General features: G+C 67.8%; 16 protein-coding genes, 1 pseudogene and 2 riboswitches. Of the genes and pseudogenes, 7 read left to right on the top strand and 10 right to left on the bottom strand.

Going from position 1 to position 17727, the window contains the following annotated elements:
* Window positions 1-34 precede the first annotated feature (34 nt).
* The 4 genes from J2W14_RS14045 to J2W14_RS14030 all read right to left on the bottom strand — a co-directional run bounded on the left by J2W14_RS14045 (window position 35) and on the right by J2W14_RS14030 (window position 4023).
* Window positions 35-535: an HNH endonuclease gene (locus J2W14_RS14045; protein WP_307463529.1), complete on the bottom strand. Its 501-nt coding sequence runs from the start codon at window positions 533-535 to the stop codon at window positions 35-37.
* 220 nt (window positions 536-755) lie between these two features.
* Window positions 756-1523 carry an NlpC/P60 family protein gene (locus J2W14_RS14040; protein WP_307463527.1) on the bottom strand — a complete coding sequence of 256 codons (768 nt, stop codon included), beginning with the start codon at window positions 1521-1523 and terminating at the stop codon, window positions 756-758.
* 309 nt (window positions 1524-1832) lie between these two features.
* A riboswitch (cyclic di-AMP (ydaO/yuaA leader) is annotated at window positions 1833-1994 on the bottom strand.
* A 148-nt stretch (window positions 1995-2142) separates the two neighbouring features.
* Window positions 2143-2964, bottom strand: coding sequence for a M23 family metallopeptidase (locus tag J2W14_RS14035; protein ID WP_307463525.1), 822 nt, complete (start codon window positions 2962-2964; stop codon window positions 2143-2145).
* A gap of 4 nt (window positions 2965-2968) precedes the next feature.
* A riboswitch (cyclic di-AMP (ydaO/yuaA leader) is annotated at window positions 2969-3176 on the bottom strand.
* A 151-nt stretch (window positions 3177-3327) separates the two neighbouring features.
* Entirely contained in the window at window positions 3328-4023 is a 696-nt protein-coding gene (locus J2W14_RS14030) for a metal-dependent transcriptional regulator (protein WP_307463523.1), read from the bottom strand.
* A gap of 284 nt (window positions 4024-4307) precedes the next feature.
* Between J2W14_RS14030 and serC the strand changes: the two genes are divergently transcribed.
* Window positions 4308-5435, top strand: coding sequence for a phosphoserine transaminase (serC, locus tag J2W14_RS14025; protein WP_307463520.1), 1128 nt, complete (start codon window positions 4308-4310; stop codon window positions 5433-5435).
* 54 nt (window positions 5436-5489) lie between these two features.
* On the opposite strand, the gene J2W14_RS14020 is transcribed toward serC, so the two are convergent.
* The 3 genes and pseudogenes from J2W14_RS14020 to J2W14_RS14010 form a co-directional block, all read right to left on the bottom strand.
* Entirely contained in the window at window positions 5490-6815 is a 1326-nt protein-coding gene (locus J2W14_RS14020) for an MFS transporter (RefSeq protein ID WP_307463956.1), read from the bottom strand.
* Between the two features lie 188 nt (window positions 6816-7003).
* Window positions 7004-7603 (bottom strand): annotated as a pseudogene (locus tag J2W14_RS14015) (DUF3027 domain-containing protein); the annotation flags it as partial.
* A gap of 8 nt (window positions 7604-7611) precedes the next feature.
* Window positions 7612-7995: a cold-shock protein gene (locus J2W14_RS14010; RefSeq protein WP_024366560.1), complete on the bottom strand. Its 384-nt coding sequence runs from the start codon at window positions 7993-7995 to the stop codon at window positions 7612-7614.
* A gap of 178 nt (window positions 7996-8173) precedes the next feature.
* Between J2W14_RS14010 and J2W14_RS14005 the strand changes: the two genes are divergently transcribed.
* From J2W14_RS14005 to J2W14_RS13995, 3 genes are read left to right on the top strand one after another with little or no spacing between them, the layout of a single operon-like run.
* Window positions 8174-8407 (top strand): hypothetical protein, encoded by a 234-nt coding sequence (locus J2W14_RS14005; RefSeq protein WP_307463517.1) that lies wholly within the window; start codon window positions 8174-8176, stop codon window positions 8405-8407.
* Window positions 8408-8417: 10 nt separating this feature from the next.
* Window positions 8418-10913 carry a helicase-associated domain-containing protein gene (locus tag J2W14_RS14000; protein WP_307463515.1) on the top strand — a complete coding sequence of 832 codons (2496 nt, stop codon included), beginning with the start codon at window positions 8418-8420 and terminating at the stop codon, window positions 10911-10913.
* Window positions 10910-12565, top strand: coding sequence for a DNA repair helicase XPB (locus tag J2W14_RS13995; RefSeq protein WP_307463514.1), 1656 nt, complete (start codon window positions 10910-10912; stop codon window positions 12563-12565). The genes J2W14_RS14000 and J2W14_RS13995 overlap by 4 nt, the downstream gene beginning before the upstream one ends.
* Window positions 12566-12654: 89 nt before the next feature.
* Here J2W14_RS13995 and J2W14_RS13990 read toward each other — a convergent pair whose 3' ends face one another.
* Both J2W14_RS13990 and J2W14_RS13985 read right to left on the bottom strand, forming a co-directional pair.
* Window positions 12655-13530: an FHA domain-containing protein gene (locus J2W14_RS13990; protein WP_307463513.1), complete on the bottom strand. Its 876-nt coding sequence runs from the start codon at window positions 13528-13530 to the stop codon at window positions 12655-12657.
* A 2-nt stretch (window positions 13531-13532) separates the two neighbouring features.
* Window positions 13533-13793 carry a hypothetical protein gene (locus J2W14_RS13985; protein WP_307463511.1) on the bottom strand — a complete coding sequence of 87 codons (261 nt, stop codon included), beginning with the start codon at window positions 13791-13793 and terminating at the stop codon, window positions 13533-13535.
* Between the two features lie 220 nt (window positions 13794-14013).
* Here J2W14_RS13985 and J2W14_RS13980 point away from each other — a divergent pair, with 220 nt between their 5' ends.
* The 3 genes from J2W14_RS13980 to J2W14_RS13970 all read left to right on the top strand — a co-directional run bounded on the left by J2W14_RS13980 (window position 14014) and on the right by J2W14_RS13970 (window position 16625).
* Complete coding sequence (locus J2W14_RS13980; RefSeq protein ID WP_307463506.1) at window positions 14014-14724, top strand: response regulator transcription factor; 711 nt, start codon at window positions 14014-14016, stop codon at window positions 14722-14724.
* A gap of 5 nt (window positions 14725-14729) precedes the next feature.
* The gene (locus J2W14_RS13975) at window positions 14730-16214 is read left to right on the top strand and encodes a sensor histidine kinase (RefSeq protein ID WP_307463954.1); all 1485 of its coding nucleotides are present in this window, start codon (window positions 14730-14732) and stop codon (window positions 16212-16214) included.
* A gap of 123 nt (window positions 16215-16337) precedes the next feature.
* Window positions 16338-16625 carry a WXG100 family type VII secretion target gene (locus tag J2W14_RS13970; protein WP_307463504.1) on the top strand — a complete coding sequence of 96 codons (288 nt, stop codon included), beginning with the start codon at window positions 16338-16340 and terminating at the stop codon, window positions 16623-16625.
* Window positions 16626-16652: 27 nt separating this feature from the next.
* Here the strand turns inward: J2W14_RS13970 and J2W14_RS13965 are convergent, their stop codons facing one another.
* A complete protein-coding gene (locus J2W14_RS13965) occupies window positions 16653-17627 on the bottom strand; it encodes a ribonuclease HI family protein (protein WP_307463500.1) in 975 nt (324 codons plus the stop codon).
* Window positions 17628-17727 lie beyond the last annotated feature (100 nt).

Below are 17727 nucleotides of genomic sequence, written 5' to 3'. Positions count from 1 at the left end.
TCCTGCCTTGGCGCAGCGGCCGGGGCACGCCGTGTCAGGCAGCGGATTCCGGCAGGAGGAAAGGGTCCCAGGCCGGCGTCGGCTTCTCCAGTTCCTTGATCTGCCAGGTTGTGCCCTTCGGCGGCGCGGGGCTGAAGCCGAGCTTCCACCCCATTTCCCCCGGGGTGTGGTCGCCTTTGGCGTTGTTGCACCGCAGGCAGGCAGCGACGAGGTTTTCCCAGGAATCCGCACCGCCCCTGGATTTGGGCTGGACATGATCGATGGTGTGGGCGGCCTTGCCACAGTAGGCGCAGCGGTGTCCGTCACGGCGGAGCACCCCGCGGCGGCTCACGGCCGTCACGGTGTTGTACCGGGGCCTGATGTAGCGATTCAAGAGAATCACCGAGGGCCGGCCCAGGACGTCCTGCGGCCCGACGACGGGATCGTCGCCTTCCGCCACGACGCTGGCCTTTCCGGTCAGCACAAGGACGAGCGCCCGGCGGAAGGTCACAACCGCCAGCGGTTCATATCCAGCATTCAGAACGAGAGTGCGCATCCGCATACCTCTTCACGGCCGCACCCGCCAGGGGCACGAGGGCCGGCTGCCCTCTGCATGGTCGGGCTATGGATCGACAAAACAAGAGTAAACATGGACATGCCAATTCACCGAATCTTTTTTGCCGGCCCCGCCCGAATCCGCTGAAGTTCACGTCCCGGCAACGCAAAGGACCCCTGCCGAATGGCAGGGGTCCTTGGTGCTGCTAGCAGTTGTTGTCTTAGCCGCCGACGCGGATGAAGACCGGGCCGGAGCCGACGTTGACGCTCTGCAGGGAGGTGGTTCCACCGTTCCAGCCGCCGTGGACGGCCTTGCCGCCGCCGACGTAAACAGCGATGTGGGCCAGGCCCGATCCGCCGTTCGCGTAGTAGGCGAGGTCGCCCGGCAGGGCAGCGGAGGCGCTCACGGTGCGGCCGAGGGACAGGTAACCTGCCGGCCAGCCGTGGTAGTTGATGCCCGCAGCAGCCAGTGAGTTCGTGGCGAGTGCGGTGCAGTCCTGGCCAACGCCGAGCTGGGCGTAGGCGGCAGCGGCGATCGTGGCGCCCATGCCGCTGGCGACGGTCGGAGCCGCGGTGCCGGCGGCCGGGGCTGCGGTGGCGCCGACCTTGGTGCTGGCGGTCTTGGCCGTGTTTGCTGTGGGAGTCTCCTGGACCTTCACAACAGGCTTCGGGGCCTCGACGACGGGAGCCGGCGTGGTCGTGACGGCCGGCTTCTCGAAGGAGATGGCGATCGTCGAAGCGGCCGAGATGGTCGCCGGGGCGGCCGACTGGACTTCGAGGGTGGAAGCGGAGGTGGACTCGCGCTGAACGTTGGCCTCAGCAGCGTTGGCTGCGATACCGCTGGTCAGAACGAGGCCGGAGGCAGCAGCGATAACTGCGGCCTGGCGACCCACGCCACCGGCGTTGTCGCCGACGGCCTTGGCAATGACGGCCAGCGAGTTGGTCTTGGTGACCTCGGCGCGGTGCCGTGCGTTTGCACGAGTAGTCATTAAGTTCTCTCTTTCGTGATCCTGGGTCCACGCTTTTTGGGCGCGGGCTGAGGACGCTCCGGCATCTTGGGGGTACGCCGGATCGCCCCGAAATGGGTTACTTAGCGAAGGGTGTACTGCGAAGACGCGCCAAAAGCGGGAACTGCTTGCAGGTGCATGGCCTGCGGGCCGGACTCAGCAGAGATTGAGACGGCGGTGTGAGATCCATTTCGGGCGCCACAAAGGGCACTGCCGAGGTTGGATTTCAGCGGGCTCGTAAGAGCCGCGCAAGCGCGGTGACGCGCAGCATTGTGGCGTGAAGACACGAAAGTAGCCTCTCCCAATGCCTACGAGGTGAGCTGTCGGATTCGGATGGGAGTCACCCGGCCGCGCTGCTTCCTGGGAAGCTTTTGCGACTTAACCCCAAGGCCTTCAATTTCGAAGGCCAAAATTGGTTCCCCCGCCCCTGCCAGACGATGTCATGCGAACGGACCTTGAGCGGTGGCAGAGCTAGGCAATCCACTCAAGAGCGCCAACTTCGGAAAAGTTGGCGTAGGTCATACGGTACAGCAGTTGGGGCTCAATGTCACATTCAGATCACGGCGTGTCATAAGAATGCGAGAGTGCCCCATCAGCTCTGTTAGAGCCAGCCGGTCGGGTCGACGACTTCGCCGTTGACCATGACCTCGAAGTGAAGGTGGCAGCCCGTGGAGGCGCCGGTGGTGCCGCTCATCGCCACGGCAGCGCCGCGGGAGACCTGCTGGCCCACCTTGACGCTGGCGGAGGACAAGTGGTTGTAGGTGGTTTCCAGGCCGTTGCCGTGGTCGATCACCACACGGTTTCCGCCGCCGTAGGGGTGCCATCCCGTGAAGGTCACCGTGCCGCTGGCGGCCGCCAGGACGGCCGTGCCGCACTGGGCGGCGTAGTCCTGGCCGCGGTGGAACTCCCCCGAGCCGCCGGTGATGGGACTAACGCGGTATCCGAAGGGCGACGCCGTCTTCAGCTGGCCCAGGGGCGCCCCGAGGCTGCCCGAGGAGGCCGCGCGGGTGATGGAGCCGGCCGACTGGGCGCTCAGCAGCTGCTTGAGCTTGCCGTCCGGGTCACTCTGGGTGGTGACGGCGGTGCGGTTGAAGTCAATTTTGGCCTCGGCAGCGGTGACATCCGGCTGGACCGTGGCAGAGAGGGCTCCGGCGGTTGAGCCGGCGTCCATGGCCATAACGGGGCCCGTGGCCGGGACGGTGACGGTGAGGACCAGTCCCGTGGCGGCTAGTGCGATACCGGCCTTTTGCCCCACGCCACTGGCGGCGGCGAAGTCCGTTACCTGGCGGAACGGACTTCGGCGGCCCCGCCGCTCATCGCGGTGCGCGTCACGTGGGCGGTCGGCCTGGACGGCGACGGCCGGACGCGGCTCCGGAGCGGGACCGGTCGCACGGCGGCGGCCCCTGACGATCTGGGTGGTCAAAAACGGTTCCTCTCTGGAGAGCCTGCGGAGTTAGCTGTCGGATTCGGGTCTGAGAGATCAAAGACCCGGTCCGCCGTAGCAAGCATCCAGGCACAGAGGCATAAAGGAGGTCCTCGGTGGAGTGTGCTTGCCGCTGACGGACTTCACCCCAAGGCTGTTGAACAGCCGGAAGTGGTTCCCCCGCCCCTGCCAGAAAGTGGTTCTGCGACTGATCCGCTGGCAGAGTTCGGCTTCGGATCAGATAACGCTTTGGTATCGGTACTAGTGTTCAACTATAGGCGATTAAGCCGTCCAGTGATAAATCCGTTATCGACCTGTGCGTATCTCATGGGAGGTCCCACGAGTTGCCCCGGTGTGGGCCTGTTAGCCGACGGTAACAAAAACGTGGGCCGCCACCTCGGGTGGGAGCTCCAAAGCGCCCTCGATGTCGGGCACCCGCACGGAGATGTACTCCCCCACGCGCTCCAGCGACACCAGTGCGCCGGGGCGGATGCCGCCCTCATCAAGCTGGACGAGCAGTTCCGGTTCAACCTGGATGGGTTCGGCGAGCCGATTGACCCTGATCCGGGAATCCGGTCCGTAGCCGGCCATGGCCTCCAGCAGGTTCACGACGCCGTCGGCATAGGGCTGGGAAGGCAGGCCGCCCAGCTCCGCGAGGCCCGGAATCGGGTTGCCATAGGGCGAAACGGTGGGATGATTCAGCAGTTCGAAGATCCGCCGCTCCACCCGCTCACTCATGACGTGTTCCCAGCGGCAGGCTTCCTCATGCACGTAGGCCCAGTCGAGCCCGATCACGTCGGCCAGCAGCCGCTCGGCCAGCCGGTGCTTGCGCATAACTTCGATGGCACGTTTCCGGCCTGTTTCCGTCAGTTCCAGGTGGCGGTCGCCGGAAACAACCACCAGCCCGTCGCGTTCCATCCGGCCGATGGTCTGGGAAACGGTGGGGCCGGAGTGGCGCAGCCGTTCGGCGATGCGGGCGCGGAGGGCGACGATGTTTTCTTCTTCTAGTTCCAGAATGGTCCGAAGATACATCTCGGTTGTATCGATCAGATCCGTCATTCAGCTCAGCTCCTCGAGCGCCGTCCTTGCGTCTTCCCACCGTACCGCGTGATGCAGGCGCCCTGGCGGGGTCCGCCGTACGTTCGCAGGCAAGCTTAGCCTATTTTGAATTACTCCGGATAATCTCAGTGACCGGACTGTGACGGGCTTTTTTGCCGCCCCCGCCGGGCAGTCAGGCAGAATGAAACGCAAGGCTCCGCTGCAGCGACGCTGCCGGGCCACCTCTCGAGCCACACTTTTTGTAACAGCCGAAGATTTTGTACCAGCCGAAAATTGGAGCCACTGTGAGCGACACCAGCATCACGATTCCCGCAAACCTCCTGCCCAAGGACGGCCGGTTCGGCGCCGGACCGTCCAAGGTCCGTCCGGAGCAGATGGAAGCCTTGGCCGCGGCGTCGCAGCTGCTGGGTACCTCCCACCGCCAGGCGCCGGTCAAGAACCTGGTGGGATCGGTCCGGAACGGGCTCAGCCAGTTCTTCCGCGCCCCCGAGGGGTATGAAGTCATCCTGGGCGTCGGCGGATCGACGGCGTTCTGGGATATCGCCAGCTTCGGCCTGGTTGAGAACAAGGCCCAGCACCTGTCCTTTGGCGAGTTTGGCTCGAAGTTCGCCTCCGCCACCAACAAGGCACCCTTCCTGGCGGACTCCACCATCATCAAGTCCGAACCGGGCACCCGCCCGGCGGCCAAGGCCGAAGCCGGCGTCGATGTTTACGCCTGGCCGCAGAACGAGACGTCCACCGGCGTTGCCGCTCCGGTCCAGCGTGTGGCCGGCGCCGACGCAGGCTCCCTCGTCCTGGTTGACGCCACCTCGGCTGCCGGCGGGCTGGATGTCGACGTCGCCGAAGCGGACGTCTACTACTTCGCCCCGCAGAAGAACTTTGCCTCCGACGGCGGCCTGTGGCTCGGCCTGTTCTCCCCGGCGGCGCTGGACCGTGCGGCGCGGATCAAGGCCGGCGGCCGCTGGATCCCGGACTTCCTGGACCTCCAGACGGCGATTGACAACTCGCGGCTGAACCAGACCTACAACACTCCGGCCCTGGCCACGCTCGTCACCCTCGATGCCCAGGTGCAGTGGCTGAACGCGAACGGCGGACTGGACTTCGCCTCGGCGCGGACGGCGGATTCCGCCGGCCGCATTTACCGCTGGGCCGAAGCCTCGGAGTACGCCACCCCGTTCGTGGCGAAGGCTGAGGAACGCTCCAACGTCATCGCGACGATCGACTTCGATGACTCCATCGACGCCGCGGCGATCGCGAAGGTGCTCCGCGCCAACGGCATCGTCGACACGGAGCCCTACCGCAAACTGGGACGCAACCAGCTCCGCATCGCGACCTTCGTGGCGATCGAGCCGGACGATGTGTCGGCGCTGCTGGAGTGCATCGACTTTGTGGTCGGCGAGCTGAAGAAGTAGCTCTCCGCGCCGGCGCGGCGCCCAGGCGTCAGCGTTCGGCGGCGTCGTCCGGTGTTAGTCCCGGGCGGCGCCGTCGGCGTCGGGGCCGCTGGGGGTCCCGGTGCCCCCGGGGGTCCCCGGGCCGGCGGACACGACGCGGAAGTAGCGCAGCCCCCGGGCGCGCCGGTCGAACCGGATCCGCAGCTGCCGGGCCCGGACAATCCACACCAGCCCGATCAGGGCCGCGATCAGGCCGGAGGCGGCGGCGACGCTCAGGGACCAGCGGGGACCGGCGACGTTGGCGACCCACCCGACGAACGGGGCCCCGATGGGGGTGCCGCCCATAAAGATCGCCATGTACAGCGCCATCACCCGGCCGCGCATCACGGGGTCCGTGGTGGTCTGCACGTAGCCGTTGGCGCTCGTCATCATGGTGATGGCGAAGAGCCCCACCGGGACCAGCGCCACGCCGAACCAGAAGTAGCTGGGGGCCAGCGCCGCGATGCCGGAGGCGACGCCGAAAGCTCCGGCCGCACCGAAAATGATCCGCAGCCGGGGCTTCTTGCGGCCGGCGGACAGCAGGGCTCCGGCGACGGAGCCGATGGCCATGATGGAATTCATCAGCCCGAAGGCGCTGGCATCGAGGCCGAATTCCGTGCCGACCATGGCCGCGATGAACAGCACAAAGTTCAGCCCCAGGGTCCCGACGATAAAGACGGCGACCAGCACCACCACGATGTCCGGCCGGAACTGCACATAGCGCAGCCCCTCGCGGATCCGGCCCTTGCCGGCCGCGGCCCGGGGCAGCTGGCGCAGCGAGGCGGTGGGAATCTTCCACAGGCTCAGCAGCAGCGCCACGAAGGTCAGGGTGTTGATCAGGAAGACCCAGCCGGGGCCGACGGCGACCGTGAGGATGCCGGCCACCGCGGGCCCGATCATGCGGGCCACGTTGAAGGAGGCGCTGTTAAGGGCCACCGCGTTGGGCAGGTAATCGTCGCGGACCAGTTCCGAGACGAAGGTCTGCCGCACCGGGGCATCGAAGGCGGACACCACGCCGAGCAGCAGCGCGAAACCGTAGACATGCCAGAGCTGCGCGGCCCCGGACACCACCAGGATGCCCAGCCCGGCACTCAGCACGGCCATCGCGGACTGGGTCATAATGAGCAGCTGTTTGCGGTTGAAGCGGTCGGCCAGCAGCCCGGCCACGGGGGCCAGGAAGAGCTGGGGTCCGAGCTGCAGGGCCATCGTGACGCCCATGGCGCTGGCGTCGTGATCGGTCAGGTGGTCAAAGACCAGCCAGTCCTGGGCCGTGCGCTGCATCCAGGTCCCGATGTTGGAGATCACCGCACCGATGAACCAGATCCGGTAGTTCAGGATGTGCAGGGACTTGAAGGTGGACATCATGTCCAGCCCTCACTGTGCAGCATCCCGGATGGTTCCAACCGTTAGTCAGCCTGCTCTGCGGGCAACTCGTCGTCCGGGGCGCCTTCGGTGGCCGCGCCCGGGACGTCGTCGTTGTCGGCGTCGTCGGAGTCATCGTCGTCAACGTCGTCGGCGTCGTACTCGTCGCCGGCACCGTCCGCATTGCCGTCTGCATCGTCGGAGTCGTCTTCGGGCGCGTCGTCGTCGGAATCCTCGTCGGAATCCTCGTCGGTGTCGTCGTCGGACTCAGCGGCGTCGAGCGCGTCCAGGGGCGCGGCGTCCTCCGGCGGTGCGGTGCCTGCGGGTGCCGCGAGTTCGTCCTCGCCCTGTTCGTCGCCGGGGCGGACACGTTCGGCCCACGGGATCCATTCGGGCGCCAGGATCGAGTCTTCGGAGGGCAAAAGCCCCAGCTCGTCGACCGTCACCACCTTGGACCGGGAGTTCCTGGTGAGCACGGCGTACCACTGCCAGCCACCGTAGCCGGCCAGCTTTGACTCGAACAGGTGCGTGACCAGACGGTCGCCCTCACTCTTGGCCGCGAGGTGCCGGCCGATCTGTTCGGCGGGGGCGATGCCCTCGATGGCGGCACGGGCGACGTCGACGGCGGCGGCCAGGAAGGCGTCGGGCTTACCGGTGCGCCAGACGGGAACCCCGGCGCGCGGCTTGTTGCCTTCCTTGGTTCCGGCCTTTTTGTCCCCGGCGTTCCCGTCCGCGGCGGCAATTTTGTCCCCGGCGGCGGAGGCGGTCTGATTAGTTTCCGGAGTCATCGCGGAGCCTACGCGTCCAGCTCGTCGGCAACCTTACGCAGGGCGACGGCGATCGCCTTGCCCTTGTTGCCTTCCGGGTACTTGCCCGCGGACAGGGTTCCGGACAGGTTGTCCAGCACGGAGACGAGATCCTGAACCAGCGGGGCGAGATCCTTCGCGCTGGGTCGCTTGGCCTTGGCGATGGACGGTGTCTTGTCCAGCACGCGCAGGCCCAGGGCCTGGGCACCCTTGCGGCCGTCGGCCACACCGAATTCAACCCGCGTGCCGGCCTTCAGCTCGGTTACGCCCTCGGGCAGCGCGGACTTCGGCAGGAAGACTTCCTGGCCGTCCTCGCCCGCGAGGAATCCGAAGCCCTTTTCCTTGTCATACCACTTGACCTTGCCGGTAGGCACGTAATCAACCTTCTTCGTTCTGCTGGTGACACGGCCGGCGGTCACCGCATCCGCATTGATATGCGGGTTCAGGGTATGACTGCCAGGACCGTGTTGGTCTGTTCCTTCAAGGTTATCCTGCCCGGCCTATTTTGACGGTTTGGGGCGCGGGACAGGCCGGACTGTTAGCGTTAGCTCCATGACTCCACTGCGTTTCCGGCGGCCACTGTTGATTGTTGCGGCTGCCGCCGCCGTGCTGTCGCTCACGGCCGTCGGCGTCGTGATGGCGATGGCCTTCAATAACGCCGTGTCGCCCGCCTGGATCACCTCCACCGCCCTCTATGGGCTTCCCGTGGCTTTCCTGCTTATGCTCTTGCTCGTGATCGACGGCGTCGCAGCCCGAAGACGCCCGCGAGAGCCGGACGAAAGGTAGCCTTGCACTGATGTCTCTTATCCGCGCGCTGAGCAAGGAACTGCAGGCACGCAGCGATGACTCGCTGCGTGCCTTGTTCTCCGCGCGGCCGGACCTCATCTCCCCGGGTGTGCCGGACTTCGCCGCCCTCGCCGCCCGCGCAAGCGGCCGCGTCAGCGTGCAGCGGGCCCTGGAGCGGCTGAACCGCCCGGAAATGCAGGTCCTGGAAACCCTGCACCTGTGCACGAACACGGACACCGGGCACAGCGCCTCGGCCCCGATGCTGAAGAAGCTGATCAACGGCGCGACCCTGACCGCCATCGAAAAGATGCTGCATTCGCTCCAGGAACTGGCCCTTGTCCACCGGGCGGAACCTCCGCCGGGCGCAGCGCCGCCCGCGGGATCAAAGCAGCGCTACTACCTGCCGGTCGGCAGCCTCAAGGACGTCATCGGGATCTACCCGGCCGGACTCGGGCGCAGCTACACCGAGCTGGTCCGGCTCCAGCCGGCTTTCGCGCAGCGTGTGGTCCAGCTCGTCGGGGAGCTGCACCGCAGCGGCGCGGCCATCTCCCCCGCGGCCACGCCGATGGAGGCCGCACTGTCGCTGCAGCACTGGACGGCCACGCCGGATTCCCTGCGGCAGATCCTCGCCACCGCCCCGGAACGCACCCCCGCGCTGCTCGCACGCTTCGGGAACTGGGCCATGGGCGCCGTTCCCCAGGCGCAACGGCGCGCCTCCGTGCTGCACGAGGCCGCCGACGTCGGGCCGGTGGACTGGCTCCTGGCCCGCGGGCTGCTGGTGCCGCTGGACGCCGCCCATGTGGAACTTCCGCACAGCGTCGGGGTCTCCCTGCGCGGCGGCTTTGTCATCGAGAAGTTCGCACTGACTCCCCCGGTGCCGCGACTGGGCTCCACCTCGGCAGCGCTGCGCCGCAACGCCGCCCTGGGCGCGATCGCCGAGACCCTGCGGCTGGTGGGTGAACTCCTGTACAGCGTCCGCGAACAGCCCCTCGTCACCCTGCGCAGCGGCGGCGTGGGTGTCCGGGAGCTCAAACGACTGGCGGACGGGCTGCGGATCGAGATGCACGACGCCGGGGTACTGGCCGAGTTGTGCGCCCTGTCCGGCCTTATCCGCCTGGACGTGGACAGTTCCGCCTGGGTCCAGCCCGCGCAGCTGGAGTGGCTGACGCTTCCGCGCCAGGAACAGTGGCTCTGGCTGGTCAATGCCTGGCTCGCCAGCGAACGCGCGCCGTCCCTGGTGGGACAGCCCGTCAACGGCCAGGCCGCGGTCCCAGCCCTGCACCGCGGCGCGGCCGGCAGCACCATCAACGCGCTCTCGGCCGAAGCCCAGCGCCCGGACGCCCCCATCGTCCGGAAACGGATCCTGGAAATCCTGGCCGAACTGACCGAGGAGGCCGCGGCCCACGACGGACAGGCCCCGGTCCTGGACGCCGCGGCCGTGCTGGAACGCGCCGACTGGACCCAGCCCCGGATGGCGCGTCGGTTCAGCTCGCTGGTCCGCGGGATCCTGGCCGAGGCCGAACTGCTCGGCCTCATCGGCTCGGGCGCGCTCACCCAGATCGGCGCGGCCATCGCCGCCGAACAGCCCGATGAGGCGATGGGCATCCTCGGCGAGCACCTGCCGGCCGCCTTGAACCACGTCCTGCTCCAGGCCGACCTGACGGCGGTGGCGCCCGGCTATCTCGCCCCGGACCTGACCGAGAAACTCCTCACCATGGCCGACGCCGAAGGCCAGGGGCCCGCCACGATCTACCGCTTCTCGGTCGCCTCGGTCCGGCGCGCGCTCGACGCCGGCCAGGACGCCCAGGCGATGCTGGACTTCCTCGGCCTGCACTCGGCCACGGCGATCCCGCAGCCGCTGAAGTACCTGATCGAGGATACCGCCGCCCGCCACGCCAGGCTGCGGGTGGGGTCCGCCGCGAGCTTCATCCAGAGCGACGACGAAATGGCCCTCCTGGAACTGCTCAACTCGCCCGGCGCCGCCGGCCTCGGCCTGGTCCGGATCGCCCCCACCGTGCTGGTCTCGCATGCCGCACCGCGGGAAACAGCCCAGCTGCTCCGGAGCTTGGGGCTGTCCCCGGCGGTGGACGAATCCGAGTCCGGCGGCATCCGGCTGCGCCGCACCACGGCGGTGCCCGGCAGTGTCCGGCCGGTCTACAGCGCCCCGCGCACCGCCCCGCCGGAAGCCGACGTCGACGCCCAGCTGGCAGTCCTGCGCAGCGAACGCACCGCCGCCGGCGGCGCATCCGCGCTTCCCCCCGCGGCGCCGGGCAGTGAGGAAGCGACGCAGCTGGGGCTGGAAACCCTGCAAAAGGCGATCCGGCTCAAACAGCGTGTGGTGATGAACGTCGTCGACGGCATGGGGAATGCCGTGCGGGAAACCGTTGTTCCGGTAGCTGTGAACGGCGGACGGGTCCGGGTCTTCGACCCGGACAAGGAAACCGAACGCGTCCTGTCCATCCACCGGATTATCGACGTAGAAGCCGCAGAGGAATTGCTCCAGTGAACGATGGACCGCTGATCGTCCAGAGTGACAAAACCATCCTGCTCGAAGTGGACCACGAACTCGCCACCGAGGCCCGCCACGCCATCGCCGCGTTCGCCGAACTGGAACGCGCCCCCGAGCACATCCACAGCTACCGGCTGACGCCGCTGGGCCTCTGGAACGCCCGGGCTGCCGGCCTGGACGCCGAAAAGGTGCTGGACACGCTGCTGAAGTACTCCCGCTTCCCGGTCCCGCATTCCCTGCTGATCGACGTCGAGGAGACGATGTCCCGGTACGGCCGGCTGCGGCTCGAGAAGGATCCCCAGCACGGCCTCGTCATGCGCACCTCGGACTACCCGGTGCTGGAGGAAGTCAGCCGCGCCAAGAAGATCGCCCCGCTGCTGGGCCCAAGGATCGACGGCGAGACCGTGGTGGTGCACTCCTCCCAGCGCGGACAGCTCAAGCAGCTGCTGCTCAAGATCGGCTGGCCGGCCGAGGACCTGGCCGGCTACGTCGACGGCACCCCGCACCCCATCCTGCTCGACGAGTCCGGCTGGAAGCTCCGCCCGTACCAGCAGCTGGCGATGGAGAACTTCTGGGCCGGCGGCAGCGGCGTCGTCGTGCTCCCCTGCGGGGCCGGCAAAACGCTGGTGGGTGCCGCCGCGATGGCCACCAGCTCCACCACCACGCTGATCCTGGTCACCAACACCGTGTCCGCCCGGCAGTGGAAGGACGAGCTGCTCAAGCGGACCTCCCTCACCGAGGAGGAGATCGGCGAATACTCCGGCTCCGTCAAGGAAGTCCGGCCCGTGACGATCGCCACGTACCAGGTCCTGACCACCAAGCGCGGCGGGCTCTACCCCCATCTGGAGCTGGTGGACGGCAACGACTGGGGGCTCATCATCTACGACGAGGTCCACCTCCTGCCGGCACCGATCTTCCGGATGACGGCGGACCTGCAGGCCCGCCGCAGGCTCGGCCTCACCGCCACGCTGGTCCGCGAGGACGGCCGCGAGGGCGAAGTCTTCAGCCTGATCGGCCCGAAGCGCTATGACGCGCCGTGGAAGGACATCGAGGCGCAGGGCTATATCGCGCCGGCCGACTGCGTCGAGGTCCGGATCGACCTGCCCCGCGACGAACGTGTGGCCTACGCGATGGCCGAGGACGCGGACAAGTACCGGCTGTGCGCCACGTCCGAGTCCAAGACCCTGGTGGTCGAACAGCTCGTGGCCGGGCACACCGGCGAGCAGCTGCTGGTGATCGGCCAGTACATCGACCAGCTGGATGAGATCGGCGAGCGCCTGAACGCTCCGGTGATCAAGGGCGACACCCCGGTCAAGGAACGCCAGAGGCTCTTTGATGCCTTCCGCGCCGGCGAGGTGCAGACGCTCGTGGTGTCCAAGGTCGCCAACTTCTCCATCGACCTGCCCGAGGCCTCGGTCGCGATCCAGGTGTCCGGGTCCTTCGGCTCCCGGCAGGAGGAGGCCCAGCGGCTTGGCCGTCTGCTGCGTCCCAAGAAGGACGGCCGCGCCGCCCGCTTCTACTCCCTCGTGGCCCGGGACACGCTGGACCAGGACTTCGCGGCCAAACGCCAACGCTTCCTGGCCGAGCAGGGTTACGCCTACCGGATCATGGATGCCCGGGACGTCGGCACCAGCTCCCCCACCGACTGACCCGGCGCACCGGCTTCCGACCGGCACCGCATTCCGGGTTGCACCGTCCAGGTCCTGGCCTTCCGGGCTGCACCGTCCTTTGACCCGAACTAGCGGATGTACGTCGAGCCGTCTTGCTCCAGGGCTCCGGTGCGCGGGTCGCGCTGCGGGCGCTGGTAGGCGAATTCGCCGCCGCTGCGGCCGCCGAAGGGGCGTCCGTGGTCGGCAAATTCTTCGCGGAAGAACGCCAGGCACCACGGTCCCATCTGGAGGCGGGAGCCGGTCCGCAAGACCGACGCCGACCCCGGACCGAAGCTGCCGGTGACCTTGCCGTGCCGGACCAGGACGTATTCGTCCCGGTCATTGTGGACTATTTCGGCGTGCACCCCGTCAAGACCCGGAAGCTGCAGTTCGGCGGACTCATCACTGCCGATGCGCACCCGTTCCGCGGTGAGGCTGAACTCGCGCGGGATCTGACCGTCCCACGACTTCGAGTCCTGCACGAAAATCAGCCGCGGCCGTCCGCCGCCCCGCGTGTAGTGGGTCGTCGTGATGCGGCGGGGAATCCGGCGCTTCACCGTCGGCAGCAACGGCAGAAGGGTGCCCGGCGGCAGCAGGGAAAATTCCCGGGCAGGGGAACGCCGGCCCCGTTTCAGCATGGGTGCCAGCGCTCCCAGCTTTCCCAGCTTGATGTGGGGTGACCTGGTAATCACCCGCTGCGAGGCCGGAGCCCCGACGGCGCCGAGACTGATGATCCTGCCGTCCGGTCCGTCCACGACCACCGTCAGCCCCTGGTCCGAGAGCGTCTTGGCCAAGGGCCTCAGATCGCCCAGGGACGGCAGCCGCCGCGAGAGCAGGGCGTCGATGCGCTCCAGCGCGACAACCACTTCACTCCCGGACGCCTTCACCGACCCGCGGGCCTCCTCCCCGGACGCCTCCTGGAGGGAAAAGTCCAGGTTGATATCAGCCCTGAACCGCGGGGCCATGGTCAGCCCCTGTTCTCGTCGGAACCCACCGCGTCCTTGTCGCTGGTGGTCACGCGCAGGCTCCCGTTCAGCTTCCATGTGGCCCGCGGCGCGTCCGGGCCGATGTCGCGGGGAACCTCGATGGTCATGTCGACGAAGTTGTAGTTGATAGCGGCGCCTTTGCCGGTCAAATACGACCACATCTCTTCGGCAAGATCCGCCCAGTCGCGGATGCTCCGGTCAACGGCGCCTGAATTGTCCCCTGCGTTGCTCTCAGTCGTCACTTTGTGTCCCCTTCATTGGGTACCCGCGTGCAAGCCGCGGCGGCGGAGTGATTTCGATACGGCCACTCTAATGTCGCCGTCGGCGCAGGGGAATGCCTGCAAAGGAACCACCTCCGTCCACCCCGGTGGCCGGGCCGGGGCTGCCCGGTGGCGGTCCTGGCCCACAAAACACACATCTGCCATTCAGAAAACTCCCAGATTCTGGGAGCATCATGGGAACATGAAAAAGAACGGACCTGAAGCCAAGCTGCTCGTCGTCGATGATGAACCGAACATCCGCGAACTGCTGTCCACGTCCCTGCGCTTTGCCGGCTTCGAGGTCGTCTCGGCGTCCAACGGGCGCGAGGCGCTGGCGGCGGCCGACCTGCATTCCCCCGATCTGGCCGTGCTGGATGTCATGCTGCCGGATATGGACGGCTTCACCGTCACCCGCCGGCTGCGCGCCGCGGGCAAGCACTTCCCCGTTCTCTTCCTGACCGCCAAGGATGACACCGAGGATAAGGTCATGGGCCTGACCGTGGGCGGCGACGACTACGTCACCAAGCCGTTCAGCCTCGACGAAGTGGTGGCCCGCATTCGCGCCGTGCTGCGCCGCACCCAGCCGCTGCAGGATGACGACGCTGTCATCCGCGTCGATGACCTGGAGCTCGACGACGACGCCCACGAGGTGCGCCGCGGCGGCACTGTGGTCGAGCTGTCCCCCACCGAATTCAAGCTCCTGCGCTACCTCATGCTGAACCCCAACCGGGTGCTGTCCAAGGCCCAGATCCTGGACCACGTCTGGGAATACGACTTCAACGGGGATGCCTCGATCGTCGAGTCCTACATTTCCTATCTGCGCCGCAAGGTGGATATTGATCCGGACGCCCCGGCCCTGATCCAGACCAAACGGGGCGTCGGCTACGTCCTGCGGACGGCCGAGAAGCGCTGACCTTGCTGCTGCACCGTTGGAAGTCGGCGTCGCTGCGGTCGCAGCTTGTCGCCATCATGACCGCGCTGATGCTGGTGGCCCTCACCGTCACGGGCGCAGGGACCCTGACCCTGCTGCACAGCTATCTGCAGGGGCAGGTCGATGACAAGCTCCGGGCCGCGGTCTCCTCGGTGCGCCAGCAGCAGTCCTTCAGCCAGCTCCAGGACCAGAACCAGAGCATCCCCACCGACTATTCGCTGATGGTCTTCACCCCGGGACAGCCCCCCGTACCGTTCGGCGGCGACAAGAAACTCCACCCGGACATCACCACCATCAGCGCCGCCGACGTCGCGGACCGCGCGCAGAACCCGTTCCAGGTCCGCGGCACGGATGGACGCAACTGGCGGGTGGTCGCACTCAACGTCGTCGACAGCAACCAGCGCAGCTCCGTGGTGGTCATCGGTCTCCCGCTGGGGCCGGTCGATTCCGTGATGGAACACGCCGTCCTGGTGGTCGTCGGGGTCGGGCTGCTGACCCTGGTCCTGGCGTTTTTCATCGCCACGTGGAGCATCTCGCGGTCCTTCCGGCCGCTGGCCCGGGTCGAAAAGACCGCCGCGGCGATTGCCGCCGGCGATCTCTCCCGGCGCGTCGAAATCGAAAACCCCAACACCGAGGTGGGCCGGCTGGGCAGCTCGCTCAATGCCATGCTCGCCCATATCGAGACCGCTTTTGCCGCCCGGATGGCCTCCGAGGCGCGGATGCGCCGCTTCGCCGCCGATGCCTCCCACGAACTGCGCACCCCGCTCGTGACGATCCGCGGCTTCTCCGAGCTGTACCGGCACGGCGCCTTGTCCACCCCGGAGGACGTGGCGACCGCCATGGGGCGGATCGAAAGCGAAGCCAAACGGATGGGAACCATGGTGGAGGACCTGCTGCTGCTGGCCAGGATCGATGAGCAGCGGCCGCTGCAGCAAAAGCCCGCCGATCTGCTGCTGCTTGCCAACGACGCCGTGGTGGACACCCAGGCCAGCGACCGCGGCCGCGTCATCACCCTCACCGGGCTCGACGGCGGTCCCCCCGGTCCGGCGCCGGTGCTGGGCGACGAGGCCAAGCTGCGCCAGGTGGTCGGGAACCTCGTGGGCAACGCCCTGCGCTACACCCCCGAGGGCACCCCCATCGAACTCGCCGTCGGCGTCCGGACCGCCGAGGACGGAGCCCGGCAGTCCGTCATCGAGGTCCGCGACCACGGCCCCGGCGTCCCGGACGAGGAAGCCGCGCGGATCTTCGAGCGGTTCTACCGCGCGGACACCTCCCGCACCCGGGAAACCGGCGGCAGCGGGCTGGGGCTGGCGATCGTCGCGGCCATCGTCGGCTCGCATGCCGGCACCGTCCGGGTCGCGAAGACCGACGGCGGCGGGGCCACCCTGGTGGTCAGCCTTCCGTTCCTGGACGAGGCGGAGGATGACGGTCCGGATGCCGGCACTCGTTCCGGTGACGATGACGGGCAGTAGCCCGGCCGGGATCCCTGCAAGCTTGTCCACATAGCCGGACCGCGCGGTCCCCGGGTCCCGGTGGCCTGCCTAGGCTCGAAGGGTCCGGAGATTCCGGATCAGGCACCGCAGAGAGGGCATCCCATGAGCATCATTTCCGTCGACACGGAACTCCTCCAGCTCAAATCGGCAAACGTCAAGGCGACGGTCGACCGGATCAGCGCTGACGTCCAGGCCATGAAACACGGCCTCGACGAATTACAGGCCACGTGGCGCGGCCCGGCAGCCACCAACTTCCAGGCCCTCGTGGCCGAGTGGACCCTGACCCAGGGAAAGGTTGAGGCATCCCTGGCGTCGATCAACCTGGCGCTGAACTCCGCAGCGGCCAGTTACGCCCAGGCCGAACTGCACAATACCCAGCGTTTCAGCTGAGCGGCCGCCACACCGCCTGAGAAGGGCTCAGGCTTCGGGGGTGCCCTGGTGGAAGCGGAGACGCCACTGAGCGCCGTCGTGCACCCACAGGGAGCTGCGCAGTGCCGTCCCCGACCGGGCGTGGCTGCGGTAGGTCAGGAGGACCGTCTGCTCTCCCAGCCGGTCCGCGCCCAGCAGCTCCAGCTCAATAGGGGCTCCCGGGTGATCTTCGAGCGACATCAGCACCGCGTCCCGGGTCCAGATCCGGCCCGAGCTGCCGATTTCGGTGAAGTCCGGGTGCAGCAGCACACCGGTGCGTCCGAGGTCCGCGCGGGTTTCGGGCCGGAGGAGTTCGCGCTCCAGTGCCTCGACGATGGCTTCCGGGCTCGCGTCGGTGCCCGGGGCCGGTATGGTGTCGTCGTCGAGCTCGCTGAAGAGGTCGGGTTCATCGAAGAGCGACGGTTCGCCGAACAGCTGCTGCTGGCCGGCCAGGGCGGGCGGCGGGACCTGAGCGGCGGCGGGAGCGGTCCCGGCGGACGGTGCCGGCGCCTCGGCCGCGGCGCCGAAGCCGGGCCCCTGCCGGACGGCGACGCCCTGCTGGTACGCCGTCGCGGCGGCACGCGCGCGGTCATCCGCGGCCTCGTTCAGGTCGTGCCCGGCGTGGCCGCGCACCCATTCGAATGTGTATTTGCGGCCGGCCAGCGCCTGGTCAATGTCTTTGAGCAGCTCGACGTTCATGACGGGCTTGCCGTCGGACTTGCGCCAGCCCTTGCGTTTCCAGCCCGGCATCCACTTGGTGACGGAGTTGATGACGTACTGGCTGTCGCAGAGGATGTGCAGGTGCTCGCCCGGCAGGTGCGCGGTGGAGCGGAACAAGTCCAGCACGGCCATGAGCTCGCCCATGTTGTTGGTGCCGTGCGGCCATCCCCCGGCCCGCCAGCAGTCGTCGCTCACGTACCAGGCCCATCCGGCCGGGCCGGGATTTCCTAAAGCCGAACCGTCGGCTGCTGCTGTAATCGTCACTGCACTATCCTGCCAGACCGGGACGGCCTCGAACGCCGACGGCGGCCCCACCCGAAGGTGGGACCGCCGTCGTTGAACTGGACGTTCAGCGCTGGACTAG

The sequence above is a fragment of the Pseudarthrobacter oxydans genome (assembly GCF_030812335.1).
In the GTDB taxonomy this organism is placed as follows: domain Bacteria; phylum Actinomycetota; class Actinomycetes; order Actinomycetales; family Micrococcaceae; genus Arthrobacter; species Arthrobacter oxydans_B.
The sequence above is the reverse complement of the archived record's forward strand: the minus strand, read 5'-3'. Positions and strand labels throughout refer to the sequence as shown.

Bases quoted from the DNA above. Each gene is read 5' to 3' on its own strand.
- J2W14_RS14045 (WP_307463529.1), bottom strand. From the start codon at position 535: ATGCGCACTCTCGTTCTGAATGCTGGATATGAACCGCTGGCGGTTGTG.
- J2W14_RS14040 (WP_307463527.1), bottom strand. From the start codon at position 1,523: ATGACTACTCGTGCAAACGCACGGCACCGCGCCGAGGTCACCAAGACC.
- J2W14_RS14030 (WP_307463523.1), bottom strand. From the start codon at position 4,023: ATGACGGATCTGATCGATACAACCGAGATGTATCTTCGGACCATTCTG.
- J2W14_RS14020 (WP_307463956.1), bottom strand. From the start codon at position 6,815: ATGTCCACCTTCAAGTCCCTGCACATCCTGAACTACCGGATCTGGTTC.
- J2W14_RS14005 (WP_307463517.1), top strand. From the start codon at position 8,174: ATGACTCCACTGCGTTTCCGGCGGCCACTGTTGATTGTTGCGGCTGCC.
- J2W14_RS14000 (WP_307463515.1), top strand. From the start codon at position 8,418: ATGTCTCTTATCCGCGCGCTGAGCAAGGAACTGCAGGCACGCAGCGAT.
- J2W14_RS13990 (WP_307463513.1), bottom strand. From the start codon at position 13,530: ATGGCCCCGCGGTTCAGGGCTGATATCAACCTGGACTTTTCCCTCCAG.
- J2W14_RS13980 (WP_307463506.1), top strand. From the start codon at position 14,014: ATGAAAAAGAACGGACCTGAAGCCAAGCTGCTCGTCGTCGATGATGAA.
- J2W14_RS13970 (WP_307463504.1), top strand. From the start codon at position 16,338: ATGAGCATCATTTCCGTCGACACGGAACTCCTCCAGCTCAAATCGGCA.